9 protein-coding genes and 2 pseudogenes are annotated in these 13,690 nt (G+C 45.3%); 3 read left to right on the top strand and 8 right to left on the bottom strand.

Going from position 1 to position 13,690, the window contains the following annotated elements:
- Positions 1 to 4: 4 nt before the first annotated feature.
- The 7 genes from E0Y80_RS01035 to E0Y80_RS01005 all read right to left on the bottom strand — a co-directional run bounded on the left by E0Y80_RS01035 (position 5) and on the right by E0Y80_RS01005 (position 9,846).
- Positions 5 to 1,276, bottom strand: a complete 1,272-nt coding sequence (locus tag E0Y80_RS01035; protein WP_156305499.1) for a Gfo/Idh/MocA family protein — start codon at positions 1,274 to 1,276, stop codon at positions 5 to 7.
- Complete coding sequence (locus E0Y80_RS01030) at positions 1,269 to 2,201, bottom strand: DUF1735 domain-containing protein (RefSeq protein ID WP_197091438.1); 933 nt, start codon at positions 2,199 to 2,201, stop codon at positions 1,269 to 1,271. Before E0Y80_RS01030 ends, E0Y80_RS01035 begins: the two co-directional genes overlap by 8 nt.
- Positions 2,202 to 2,220: 19 nt before the next feature.
- Complete coding sequence (locus tag E0Y80_RS01025; RefSeq protein ID WP_156305495.1) at positions 2,221 to 4,059, bottom strand: RagB/SusD family nutrient uptake outer membrane protein; 1,839 nt, start codon at positions 4,057 to 4,059, stop codon at positions 2,221 to 2,223.
- A gap of 10 nt (positions 4,060 to 4,069) precedes the next feature.
- Positions 4,070 to 7,378 carry a TonB-dependent receptor gene (locus E0Y80_RS01020; protein WP_197091437.1) on the bottom strand — a complete coding sequence of 1,103 codons (3,309 nt, stop codon included), beginning with the start codon at positions 7,376 to 7,378 and terminating at the stop codon, positions 4,070 to 4,072.
- A gap of 175 nt (positions 7,379 to 7,553) precedes the next feature.
- A complete protein-coding gene (locus tag E0Y80_RS01015; RefSeq protein WP_156305493.1) occupies positions 7,554 to 8,720 on the bottom strand; it encodes a FecR family protein in 1,167 nt (388 codons plus the stop codon).
- Between the two features lie 109 nt (positions 8,721 to 8,829).
- Positions 8,830 to 9,420 carry an RNA polymerase sigma factor gene (locus tag E0Y80_RS01010; protein ID WP_156305491.1) on the bottom strand — a complete coding sequence of 197 codons (591 nt, stop codon included), beginning with the start codon at positions 9,418 to 9,420 and terminating at the stop codon, positions 8,830 to 8,832.
- Positions 9,421 to 9,633: 213 nt separating this feature from the next.
- Complete coding sequence (locus E0Y80_RS01005; protein WP_156305489.1) at positions 9,634 to 9,846, bottom strand: hypothetical protein; 213 nt, start codon at positions 9,844 to 9,846, stop codon at positions 9,634 to 9,636.
- A gap of 537 nt (positions 9,847 to 10,383) precedes the next feature.
- Between E0Y80_RS01005 and E0Y80_RS01000 the strand changes: the two genes are divergently transcribed.
- Together E0Y80_RS01000 and E0Y80_RS00995 are read left to right on the top strand one after the other, a co-directional pair.
- A complete protein-coding gene (locus E0Y80_RS01000) occupies positions 10,384 to 10,659 on the top strand; it encodes a TFIIB-type zinc ribbon-containing protein (protein ID WP_231595877.1) in 276 nt (91 codons plus the stop codon).
- A gap of 165 nt (positions 10,660 to 10,824) precedes the next feature.
- Positions 10,825 to 11,499, top strand: coding sequence for a DedA family protein (locus tag E0Y80_RS00995; protein ID WP_156305486.1), 675 nt, complete (start codon positions 10,825 to 10,827; stop codon positions 11,497 to 11,499).
- A 352-nt stretch (positions 11,500 to 11,851) separates the two neighbouring features.
- Here E0Y80_RS00995 and E0Y80_RS00990 read toward each other — a convergent pair.
- A pseudogene (locus tag E0Y80_RS00990) lies at positions 11,852 to 12,979 on the bottom strand (ATP-binding protein).
- Positions 12,980 to 13,405: 426 nt separating this feature from the next.
- Here E0Y80_RS00990 and E0Y80_RS20925 point away from each other — a divergent pair.
- Positions 13,406 to 13,666 (top strand): annotated as a pseudogene (locus tag E0Y80_RS20925) (hypothetical protein); the annotation flags it as partial.
- Between the last annotated feature and the right edge of the window lie 24 nt (positions 13,667 to 13,690).

Below are 13,690 nucleotides of genomic sequence, written 5' to 3'. Positions count from 1 at the left end.
TAAGTTAAACAATCTGTTGCTTCATCTGGCTCTCGAAGCTCATCAGAGCTGCCGAGGAGGCATTGATTCCGAATTCCACCGGCGCAATATTCGGCGTTCCGTTCCTAGCAGAATCAAAGAAGTTCTGAAAGTGGAGCAGGTGAGCATCAGGATGGCCCTCCTTGACCTTAAACAAGTATTCCCTGTCAGAAAGGCGCTCCATTGCCCCAAATCCGTTGATCTTCCCCAACCCTTGCTCCAGACCGCTGACATCGGTGGGCGCCAGTGTCTTTAGGGTTACTGAATCCCAGGTAATACGCATGGAGCCTTTCAGTCCCACGATGGTAAAATCCGTACTGCCCCAATTGTTCGACACCCCATCTAGCACGTTGGCCCCCAAGGACATCTTAAAATGATTCCCCTCTCCGGGCATGGTATAATCGAAGAGAGAATAGATGAGATCCGGCGTATCCCTGCTACCGTCGGTATAATATAAGATGTCACCATCGGAATAAACCTTCCTTGGCTTGGAGCATCCGGTAATGAAATGGATGCTAGCCAGTACATGGACGAATAGGTCGCCAGCCAGGCCCGTTCCATAGTCGCTCCAGTTTCGCCAGGCAAAGAAACGCTGTGGGTTAAAGGGTTCCTTTGGCGCCTCACCGATGAACCTTTCCCACCATAAGTTGTCTGTGGTCGCCTCTATTGGCGCTTTAAACCCATTCAAAGCACCTGGAGGGGCAGAGAAACGGGCATCCACAAAGTTCAGTTTTCCGATAGCATCCATCTGCAATAAGGCCTTAGCCATGTGCATCCCCACAGCCGATACGCCCTGGGTTCCCATCTGAAACACCTTGCCGCTTTCCCGCTGTGCCCTAATCAGCGCGCTCCCTTCGGAACGCTTGTGGATGATGGGCTTCTCGCAGTACACGTGTTTTCCTTTTTTCAATGCCTCCACGGCGATCTTCTGATGCCAATGGTCCGGTGTGGCAATAATCACCGCATCGATATTCGGATCGTTCAGTACTTTCTTATAATCTCTCTCCAGGACGATATGCTCCCCCCAGAGCTTCTTTGCATCTTCCAACCTAGGCTTGTACACATCGCAAACCGCTACCAGCTCCACGCCGGCAACGCGAAGGGCCGTATTGCAATCGGCGGTACCCATACCGCCCTTACCAATCAGGGCTAAGCGGACCTTACCCTGTGTCTGATGGCCAAACCCCATTAGAGAGGGACTGAGGGACAGGGACGTCCCCCCAATGGCCAGGCTATTTATAAATGTTCTTCTATTCATGGTAATTAAATGGAATTAGGACTACATTATCGGTTGGATGGATCTTATTCTGGGATACCTCATGGATCACAAGGGGCAGCAGGTACCTGCCATATTTGGGACTATTGTTCGCTCCCACCAACTTGCTCCTTACAACCTGAAATTTGTAATCGGCGTAGTTTACCCCCACCGGAATTTTTGAGGTTCCCTGCAGCTCGAGGGCACCGCTTGGCAGGATTACGTAATCTGATGCATTTTCGGCATTGTACTGCTGGATGAGCTCCGCACTGTTCTTGGCAATAGCCAGCGTATATTCCACATCCTGGGATGCGGGATAATTGACCTCTATCTTGTTGTCATAGAAAAGTTTTTCCTGACTCTTGGAGGAGATATTATTCACCTCAGTCAAGAAACCGGCCTTTGTAAAGAAAATATAGGGTTCGATGATCCTTGGAATTACGATCGTCTGCATGTTCACCGAATCCCCCTCTGCGGGATTCAGATTTACGACCTGACAGGGGATGACCAGGGTTGCCTCAGGGTCCTTTGCCTGTTCGGCGACAAACTTTCCATGATCGATAACAAATTCAAAAGAAGCCTTGATATCCTCTGCCGCTAATTGCAGGTTCGGATTGCTTAAGGAATACACGGCCTGGGGCAATGCCCTATAAGTCGTTCCGTTGGCGGTATTGTAGGCCGATAGGACCGAAGGGCTGATTTCCAGCTTAAGCTGGGAGGAACGCTGCCCCACTCCCGATTTCACCACCACCACCTCAGCTATTGCCCTATCGAAATTGTATACCTGGACTTCGTTGAGCCCAGGTTTTAACAGATAGACGCGGTCATCCACCATATTGTTTAACATCGTGTCCTCACAGGAACTGAACGTCCAGACGAACAGCATCAGGCAGAACAGGCGCATACATTGATTTAAAAGCTTTTTCATCGTATTTAAGTTATTAAGGTTACCAGCCATAGTTCTGTGTGAGGTTGCTCATTTCGCTTAATTGATCCTGATGGATAGGAAAGAAATAGTGCTTTGGTTGGAAGAGGCGCTTTCCAGGAAAAATGGAGGTCGTTCTGGACCAAGATCCTTCGTAGGTTGTTGAGGCCAGATTCCGGGTATAGAAAGGTTCATTCATTTCTTTTTCGGCGATCATCCAGGTTCTCACATCGTGGTAGCGGTGATTTTCGAATGCCAGCTCCACCATCCTTTCTTTTCTCAGCAGTTCACGCATAAGGTCCTTATTGCCCTTGACTTCGGGATAGGCCTCCTCAAGTCCGTTCAGTCCGGAACGCTTACGCACCAGGTTGACGTACTTCAGTACCTCGGCCTCTTCCCTGTTCGGCTTTTCATTACATGCCTCCGCGTAATTCAGGAAGACTTCCGCCAGGCGGAAATAGGGCCAGGAGAATTGCCCCCATTTACCCTCCTCGATATCGTTAGATGGATCGCTCATCCTTCGCCAAAGATAGCCGGTCTTCACGCAGTCACCGGTTTGGGTATAGGATGAAGTTCCTCCGGTGAAGAAGGTAACGAGCTTCTGGCCGTGGAAGGTATTGATCCAGTACATCCCGTTCGCCAAAATCGAGGCATAGAAGCGGGCATCCCTTCCGACAATGGAATTGTGTGCTTTAATCGGAGCGAAATTATCCAATGGATGAATGTAGTTTTCGGTAAACCCGGATTCGGTATAACCCGACCTGCTGTCTACAATCGGCGCTCCGCTGGATTGGTATCCCGTTATCGGGAAGCGACCCGAGCTGGCCATGGGGTAGGTATCCACCAGTTTCAGCGAAGGGGAAAAACCACCGTAACCTTCTTTAACGACACGTGGTGGTGCCGCACGGACATTATATCCGAACCCTGAAGCTACCCAACGGCCCCAGATAATCTCCGAGTTCCATTCTTCAAAGAATACGCCCGAATAGGATTTGATCGCTTTACGGAAGGGGTCCGACTCGGTCTTGTCCTCGTACAGGGCATATTGATTCAATTCAATAATATCCTTTGCCGCCCGCGCTGCCGCCTCCCATCTGTTTGCATCTGAGGCTTGTGGGAAAAGGTGCTCCCCCGATAGGTTTTTCATTTGCTTCAGGATCGGTGCCCCATTGAATAAAGGCCTGGCCATATACAGGAGAAGCTCCCCTTTGGCGGCCATAGCGGCCCCCTTGGTTGCCCTTCCCATCCAGGCCTGGTCGGTGATACGGACCGGAAGCACGGCGATTGCCTTTTCGTATTCCGAAAGGATGAATTCCACGTTCTGGGCAAGGGTGTGGCGGTCGATCTCGTCGGACTTAATGGTAATGTCCGCATCCTGATCCCCCCAGATATAGACAGGGCCATAGCGGCGCAGCAGGCAGAAATAGTAGTATGCCCTAAGAAAGCGTGCCTCTGCTTTCATGACATCCTTGGTCCCTTGGTTTATCTCCACATTCTTGTCCACATTATTCAAGAAGATCGTCGCTTGGTTGATACCTCTGTAATTATGGGTCCAGACCTGGTAGTCACCCGTTGTGGTTCCCCAGGAGCCGGTATTGATATTGATCCAGGGCACCCAGGCCAACCAGGAGAACAGGGCCTCGTCACTCAAGGGGACCATCCCCCCTTCTCCACCCACCATGTCATCTTCATTGGGCAAGAACCCATAAACCTGAGCAAGATATGCCTCGGTCGTCTGGCGTTTATTGAATACTTCCTCTATGGTCATCTGATTCTGGAGTTCCACTTCCAGGTACTTGTCGCAGGAGCCCAGGATACCCAATGATAACAGGCCGACCGCTATATAGACTATTTTTTTCATGTTGCTTTGCTTATAAAATCAAGTTCAAACCAAAATTAAACACACGCATCTGGGGATAGATTCCACCATAGGACGTGCTGAGCTCGGGATCCCACAACTTAAACTTACTGAAGGTAAAGACGTTCTGACCCTGGATGTACAGCCTAATGGAGGACATCTTGATCGGATCGACCCATTCTTTGGGTAGGTTATAGCCAAGCTCCAGGTTTTTCAGGCGCAGGAAGCTCATATCGCGCTGCCAGAAGGTAGAAGACTGCGTGTTGTTCCTGTTTTCCACCATAGAGAGCCTTGGGTATTCCGCATTCGGATCCGGGTTTCTGGCAGACCAGCGCTTATCGGCCACATCGGAATAGATTTGCCCGTAGACCAGAATGTTACCGCTCTGCCCATATAGCGGGCCGCCACCAATAATTCGCGTTACATTTTCTACACCATGGAAAAAGGCCGAAATGTCAAAGCCCTTGTAGCCCACGCTAGCGCCGAAACCGTAATTGATCTCGGGAATGTGGGTATCTCCGATGGCTATGTAATCGTAGGAATCAATTAGGCCATCACCGTTTATATCCTGATACTTGATATCCCCTGGCCGTACTGTGGAGAACTTCTGCTCAGGGCTATTGGCGATTTCCGCCTCGGACTGAAATAGGCCCAGTGCCACCAGGCCACGCTGTTGGTAGAGCCGCTGGCCGACCTCGGATTGGTATGCCCATATCGGCGTTGGCCGATCGTCGTATAGTTTTTTGTTACGGTTATAGGTAAAGTTACCCCTGACGCGCATCGTTACGTTTTCGGTATTGTGGTTGAATTCCAAGGAGGCATCAACACCTTGGTTCTGCATCTTTCCCAGGTTGACGTACTGTTTTACGTTCACCCCCACGATGGAAGGAACGCTCTCCTGCAGGATATAAATACCATCTCTTTTCTCGAAGAAATAGTCCGCGATGATGTTCAGTTTGTTCCATATGCCCAGCTCGAAACCTATATTCTGCTTGATGGCACTCTCCCAAGAGACATTCGGGTTGCCCGGATGACCGGTTGCAATTCCGTTGACCCATTGCTGACCATTGCTGCCAAAATGATAACCTCCACTGTAGGCCATCTCCGAATTATAGGCAAACCTACGGTTTCCTCCGATTTGGTCGTTGCCGATCTCTCCCATGGAACCGCGCAACTTCAACATATTAACCGAAGGCAGGGCCCTTTGAAAGAACTTTTCCTCCGAGATCATGTAACCTACGGCCAGCGAAGGAAAAAAACCGAACCGGTGTCCTGGAGCAAAGTTTTCTGAGCCGTTGTATCCAAAGTTACCCTCAACGAAGTACTTATTGGCATAATTATAGGTTACCCTGGAGGCGATGCCCATGTTACGGTAAGGGAAGGCCGCAATATAATCGCCGGGGAAGTTATTGGTCCTCTGGCGCAAACTAAACAGGAATAGACCACCCACGCGGTGCTTGTCTGCAAACAGGTTGTCGTACATCAGGGAACTCTCAAAGTTGATCGCACGCTCCCCACGGTTGGAACGGGCAAGGGAGAGGTAGTCCGATCCATCGGCATTTTTGTGCAAAATCAGGTTTCCCTCTTGATCCCTGCCCGTAGCATAATAGGTAGCGGGATTCTTTCTTTTGTCCAAGGTAGAACCATTGAATGCATCCCAGGAGAACTTAGCGTTGGCCTTCAGTCCCTGTGTTATCAGGTTCGAGAAATCTTGGGTGATATTCACCAGCGATTGGGCATTGTTCCAGAAGTCCTCGGAAAAACCCGTGCTGTTCAATGCATAGTAGGGGTTCTGTCCGACCAATGGCTGCGCATGGGTGCCGTCCGAGTAGATGGTAGGGATTGCAATCGGCGTGGTATGCAGGACCATCTCGTACATCGTGGCCATATCGACGCCGAGCCTGTTCTTAGTCTCGTATTGGTTGGACAGGTTCAATCCCAGGTCGGTCGAGGGTGTAAGTTTGATGTCCACATTGGAGCGGAAGTTCACCTTGTCATAATTCACCGAAGGGTCATAATTCGGCGACTTCTGGGGTTTGAATATCCCGTTTTCCACAATATAAGAACCCGAAACATAATACCTGATCTTCTCACCCCCTCCGGTCACGTTGACATTCAAACGGTCCGTGGTCGTATTCTCTTTGAATATTTCATTCATCCAGTCGACATTCGGATAGATGTCCGGATCTACTTTGTTCACGTATAGGTCTTTAAGTTCCTGAGGATAGGCATATCGATTGGAACCCTCAAAATTGATATCATTATAATAATCGATCCATTGCGAGGCATCTGCCAATTTGGGTAGGCTCGTGGGATTTAGAACCCCTCTCTCAACGCGCGCATTGATAATGGCCTTATCCAGTTGACGCCCTCGTTTTGTCGTGATCAGGACTATACCATTGGCACCCCGCACTCCATAAACGGCCGTAGCGGTTGCATCCTTTAGGATGGAAAAGGATTCGACATCTTCGGGATCCACCAGGTCCAGGGGCCTTTCGATTCCATCGACCAAAATAAGGGGCGTATTGTTTGCGCCAAAACTTCCGACCCCCCGAATCCAGAAAGAGGCACCCGATCCGGGCTCTCCCGTCCCCTGTACGGAAACAATACCGGCCATCTGACCGGCCAGGCTGCTTGATATCTTGGATACGGGAACTTTTAGGTCCTGGGTCTTTACGGTGGTAATCGCTCCGATAATACTCGCCTTGCGCTGGGTACCGTAGGCCACAACAACAGCTTCTTCCAGGGCATTCACATCCGCTGCCAGTTCAATGTTCAGGGTATTGCCCTCAGGGAGTTCATGCTCCTGGGATTTGTAGCCAATCAGCGAAAAGCTCAGCGTTCTGTCGCTTCGCTCAACCTCCAGGCTATATTTGCCTTGAGAATTTGTTGCAGTAGCATTTGAGGTACCCTTGAGTTGCACGGTCACCCCTTCCAGTGGATTTCCCTCGCTGTTGGTCACTGTTCCGGAAATCATCCGCTGTTGCCGGTCGGACCTGGCCGCTCGTACAGCATTCGTGGGTCCGGAAGCTATCGGTCTGATCAGGACGGTATTGCGATCGATCTCATAGCCCAAGTTCCGTCCTTCCAACAGCAGGTCCAAAACTTCTTTAAGCTCCTTATCGGCAATCTTAAGGGTTAGTCGCCTGCCCTGGTCGATGCTTTTGCTGTTGTACAAAAAATCGTATCCAGATTGTTTCTGAACCTCATCAAGAACGTTCATCAAGGTCTCATTCTTGACATTGAGCGAAACTTTCTGGCCAAAACTGGAACCATGCACATGCACCATGGCTACCATGAGGATTAATATTACTATTTTCATCCTAATTAAGATTTTAATCAAGATTCTCTGTCTGTATAGACATAATTCTTCAATCGTTTTATACATTTGTAAAGTTTGGTGTAGTCGTTAAATCGATTAATTCGTCAATAGAAGCACTAAACGCCTTCGGAAGTGTTCGCAGCACTTCCGATTCGTTTTTTAAGCAGGAATGTGTTTACATAACCAGGACCCTCCCATCCTTGATCTCGAATTTGTAAGTGGATATCTTTTCCATTTGTTTCAACAGTTCACTTAGACTCTTGGTCCTTTTGATCATTCCAGAGAATTCATCATTGGATTTCCTGCGATAGGATACCTGATCGATGTCATACCACTCCCGAATTTTGTCCATGACCGTTTCAATCGGGTCGTCGTCAAATCGGAAATAGCCGTCCTTCCAAGCAAGGATAGACTTCATGTCAGCCTTTAGGACGGATATATCCTGACCATCACCCATGGAGACCGATTTGAATCCCGGTTTCAATACTTTGCGCCGGTTACCAACCTGGACCTCTATGCTCCCCTCAAGGAGCGAAGCGACGACCCTACCCGAGCCCTTTTCACTCAGCACGTTAAACTGAGTCCCCAATACCCTGATCTGAGTTTGTTCGGTCCTGATCGTGAACGGTCTGTTTTTATTGGGACTGACATCCAGGAACACCTCCCCGGTAATAGAGATAGCACGCTGGTCGGGGGCAAAGGCCGAAGGATAGGTCACCGAAGCTCCAGAATTTAGCCAGATTCGCGTCCCGTCCTCAAGCTCCAACTGCGAGGAACTGCCCTTGGGTGATATGAAGGTTCTGGATTCCCGTAAGGCCGATGTTGCCTTGGATAGTTTATACAGGAGGTTTCCCTTTTGGTCCTTGATAATGCTCAAGCCTTCCTCCAGGATAGCCCCATCGCTCGAAGGGGCGATTTGGAATTCCTTACCATCGGTCCGCTGGATTTTTGGTCCGGCCCCTTCGGGAAGCCTAATGTCATTGGAGGAGAAATCTCTCAGTCGCCCCTGTTCTTTGGATTCCCTATTGAAGTAGGTGATGCCCAGTACGACCAATAAGCACGCCGCGATGAGCGATGCCCATTTACCATAGGCCCAGGAAGGCGAAATTGATCTTTCCTGTTGGATTACCTCAATTTGAAGAAGAATTTGATGCAGGATGGCCCCTTTGTCCATCTCGATAGATTCCGTATCCTGGGATATTTCACCCTTCCGGTCGACCAAATAATCAAAATCAGAATCTTTGCATTCCTCCAGGAGGTTCAAAAGTTCTTCGAGCTCGTCTCTGGTCATGGAGCCCAATAGGTATATATCAAAAAGATCTTGTAATCTTTTGTTGTCCATAATTCGGTTATTGTAATCTAGGTCTTGGAAGATTCTACTTCCGGTTATCTAAGAACAGTACACCGCAAAAAAATAAAAGGACTAGTGGGCAGTTAAAAAAAATGAAAGATTATTTATCCAACAGGTACATGATAAACAACAGGTGCAGTGCATCATTGCTCAAAGAGGAATTCCGCAGTGTCTTTAGGGCTTGCACAACGTGATTCTTAACTGTATTGGGGGAAATATTCAATTCCTGGGAGATCTCTTTGTAGCTCATGCCCTCGACTTTGCTCATGATGATTGCCCTTTCCTGCTGCAGGGGAAGATCGGCGAAGCAATCCTTGATCTTAGCCGCCAGTTCCTTATTGATCAGATTTTCCTCGGCCGATGCTGAAAAATCCTGAACATATTGCAATAGGCGTTCAAAGGCCTCCTGAGATCTTTTGATACTTCTAAGCTTATTCAGAGACTCCCTTTTGGTAAGGGTGTACAAAAAGGGCCAGATCGGCACATCCTCTTTTAACTGCTCCCGATTGTTCCATATTTTTACAAAGACTTCCTGAACAAGATCCTCGCTCCACCCGGTATCTTTCAACAACCTGAAGGCCAGGCAATAAACTTTTTCAGCATACACATCATAGATCCTTGAGAGCGCACAGGTATCTCCGCTCTTAAGATCCAAAATCATCCGATTATCGACTTGTTGCTGTTTACTCATAAAAATTTAGGTCACAATGAAGCTATTGCCGGTACAATGGTACTGAATTTTTAAATAAGTTGTATGATTTACAAACAGTTCGTTACTGGCAGCTATCCTATTAGTCCTAAAAGCCATCATTCTCTAAGTTCCGCAATCCCGTAATTCCCATCCCGTAAAAAACCAGCTTTGGTCAGAAGGAGGTTGCTAGAGGAAAAACACGCTATAAGTTATTTAATACTGGAGGAAAAACAGGTAAATGAGCTGAGCGGCATACATCGCTATCGACCCCCATAAAAGACCAGGAGTCTTCTTCCACAGTGCCAGGGACAAAAGGCCTAGTGAAATGGCAGATGCAATGGATGTACCGTCGGTTATTCCATTATTACCGTTCTGTAAGGAAAAGATTGTTTGAGCAGGGTTGAGGACAGATAAAAAGTGGAACAAAGGAACCCAGGTATGTCCGATCGCATCTAGATCTGATTTTTTTTCATCTTCATGCCCTTAATGATCAGTCCTCCGACCTGCATTTGCCTGAACCTCCCAATAACATTTTTTGACCTGGGTAAATAATGGCCTCAGGAACCAACCAGATACAGATTGTCCATTGTTGAGTATTTCAACGACTGGAGGGCTCTAGAGTACCCGGGCTTATGTTTATAATGGCGATTACACAAAGGAACAAAATGCAAAGGAGCCAAACCAAAAACACCATCCGAAAGGCACCGGAGCTGTTGTGTTCAGACTGCAATCAAAATATTCCATCTTAACCCATTTTAAAAAATCGTTAACTACTCGGATCATTTTATTTTCCACTTCTTAAAGCTTATCCCTATTTCGCTAGATCATACCCAATGGAAGGTACTGTTAAAAAACATTAAATCTACAATCAGAAAACATATTTTGGCTCCCGTTTCATTATATTGTCCTCCTTACAAAAATATGAATTCTATGAAATGTCCCAACTGTAATGAAACTTTGCTAATGACAGAGCGCCAAAACGTGGAAATTGACTATTGCCCTAATTGTAGGGGCGTATGGCTCGATAAAGGCGAACTTGACAAATTACTAGAACAGGTAAGTCAGCAAAATCAAGTAAATGCCATTCCGGGTAATATCCGTTCAAATCAAGATACTTTTGAAAACGGACATGCAGGGCATAGAGATGAGCATCGGGAAGCTTACTCCAACGACCCGCGGTACCAAGGTAAATCCCATAAGAAAAAATCTTTTTTATCTGATTTTTTTGACTTTGATTAAAAATCAGGTACAGGACCAGAACATTTTCTATAATAACACCTAAGCCGGTAAAACGAAAATAATTATATTCCACATTGGTTAGGCATGTAATATTCGACCCCTATTGTATGTTATTCCAAATTCTTTCCAGATTTCATTCGTCATTTTGAAATTTAGTGTATATAAATGGATGTTTTTTTAGACTTAATGCATAAACTAAGTGATCCAGATTGGATCGTTGCCCATGGTGGACTTTATCTGTTATTGTTTATTATTTTCGCAGAAACAGGTATTCTGATAGGCTTTTTTCTTCCCGGGGATCCTATTCTCTTTATTGCAGGAATAATCATTTCAAATATGACCTTGGACCCCAGTGCTCAGATACCGACACTCTTGTACTGGATATCACTGATATCCATAGCGGCTGTCCTAGGTAATTTTTTGGGTTATCTGTGCGGATATTACTTTGGCAAAAGGATATTAAAGGTCAGAGATGGCTGGCTATTTAAGAAAAAATATATCCACAAAGCTCAACAGTTTTATGAAAGACAGGGAGGTGGGGCAATCATCTTGGCTCGTTTCCTTCCTGTTTTACGCACATTCGCCCCCGTTGTGGCGGGGATTGTCGGGATGGATCTTAAAAAGTTCGCATTCTACAATATTGCGGGTGGCCTTTTCTGGGTTGCGAGTCTAATGGTGTTAGGATATGTACTGGGCGAAAACAAGTGGGTACAGAATAACCTCGAATTAGTGATCCTGGGAATCGTTGTGCTAGCCACGGCTCCGGTTATACTAAAGGCCATGACGGGCAATAAAGATGAGAAAAACGCTATTCGTATCGTAAAAAAACAGGAGAGCTAATTACCCGGTTCCTTTAACTGCTTATTGGCGAAGAAAATAGGTATGATATCAAATTCATCCAAACAACACAATCGATGTAGATCATGGAGAGTGAGTCCAGGGACCTAAATCCAGTTTCGGTAAGTTTAACCTGGATGACCTTCTTGTTCAAGAGGTCGACATGTTAGAGCTATCCCTTCCTCTGCATAAATTCTTTAGAGAACTTTCAGTCGGGAACAGTTACTACATAAGGTTTTTGCCATGAGCCTTCAATTCCCTTTTTAAAGACATATGGCCACCGAAGGTAGTTTTATATTGAATTTTGTGACGGGGGTATGTGGAAACTACATGAAATAATAAATCTCTGGTAAGCTTAATAAAGAAACCCAAATAGCCATAATGGTATTTTATTTTGAAAACCATGGGTTATACCATCGGAGGCTATAAATGCCCTTTCTATTCCCTTAATTTGTTTATCCGTTTTATCTTTCCCTCCTATTTCAAAAATGTATTGATTATCAACTGTAAAATCTCCTTCTTCAGCATAAGCGATATCATGAGCGTAGCCTAACTGATTGGCAAAGAACGTCTCTCGCAAATTACCACGTTCAGCATTCTCCTTTGCCAACAGATAAATAATATTTGTGTTTTCCAAATATATCTTAGATGGTTTTTGTAAAAGACTGATTCCTTCTCCGGCTCTAAATAGATTACGTGTTAGATCAATTTCATCCAAATAATGTACATAGGATAGTAATGTGCTTCTATTAATCCCTATTCTCTCGCTCAGTTTACTTACATTAGGAACGAATGGTACTGCTTTTGCAATAGTTGCCAGCAATTGTTTAATTTTTGCAACATATGCTACCTCTATCTGACGTAACAAAGGTAACTCAATTTCCAGCATCATATTCACAACCTCCCCAAGCCGCATAAAATAGAGGTCCGATTCTTCCTTATAGTATGGATAATACCCCTGTTGTATATAGCCTTCAAAGTATTGGAAAGGTTTGATTAGCTCATTAATTTCTCGTGCTTTGTCTGTATGGTGGTCCAGCAGATCGGGAAGTGATATCTGTTCAAACTGAATTCCTGATTCTACTGCCAAATATTCTCTGAACGAATAACCCTGCATGGTATAAACGATAGCCCGTCTGCTAAGGTCAGCGTGTGCATTCAAGATTTCTAGTAGGGAAGATCCCGTAAAAACAATTTTTAATTCAGGATAGTCATCGTATATATTTTTTAATTCCTGTGCCCATCCACTGTACTTATGAACCTCGTCCAGGAAGATTTACTTACCCCCTTTTTCTTCAAAATCTTTTACCAAGTCCACTAATGAATTGGCGTTGAACCAGATTGAATCTAAACTTACATAAAGTACCTCATCTAATCGATCAGACAAATGCAACTTGATATATTGTAAAAGCAATGTTGTTTTTCCAATTCCCCTAGCCCCTTTTATGCCAATCAATCTAGCATTCCAATTTATTTGTTTCATTATGCTTCGTACGAAACGGAAATTAGTACGCATTAATCTTTTTTGAAACAGTTCTATCAAGGCTTCCATATTTGTTTTTTGCAAAAAAATAACCATATGTATTTTTGTTTATTGCAACAAGCAAAAAATTAAAATATTGTTTATTGCAGTAAACAGTTTATTGCAATTGGACTAGTAAGTGGGGAAACTTAGAATTAAGTAAATGGTCCGCAGATTCTAATTCCACTGAAAATTCTTCATTCCAAAATCAAATATACCAGCTAGTTAGGATATTACGGAAATGATCGCAATCGTTTTTTCTATTCTGGAACAGGAAATCTCATAACTTTAACAATTATCGCAAAAACGAATGGATTTGAGTTGATAATGACTAAACGGCACTAAGTGAGTTATGCAGGATTGGATTATAGGTAAAATACATCTGGTACTTCAGTGAAATCTAAGCCCCGGATTTCCAGGCGAGATAGTCGACACTTACAGAAATTAATGCATTTTCCTGCGCTATCTGCAATCAGAACAGACGAAAAGATTAGAGGGATTTTCTTAAGAATAATATCTAGGGCATGGTATCAAATTGAAGGCAAAAGTGGCTATTCAACTAACCCTTTAAGAGTTGAACTTTATCTTATAGAAAAACGATTCATATTAAATTTAAGAATATTATGGTCAGATTTCTGCACTTCATAAAGTAATAAAATAACAAAGAGCAAG

Origin of the sequence: Sphingobacterium endophyticum (genome assembly GCF_009733535.1) — a bacterium.
Lineage (GTDB): Bacteria > Bacteroidota > Bacteroidia > Sphingobacteriales > Sphingobacteriaceae > Sphingobacterium > Sphingobacterium endophyticum.
The sequence above is the reverse complement of the archived record's forward strand: the minus strand, read 5'-3'. Positions and strand labels throughout refer to the sequence as shown.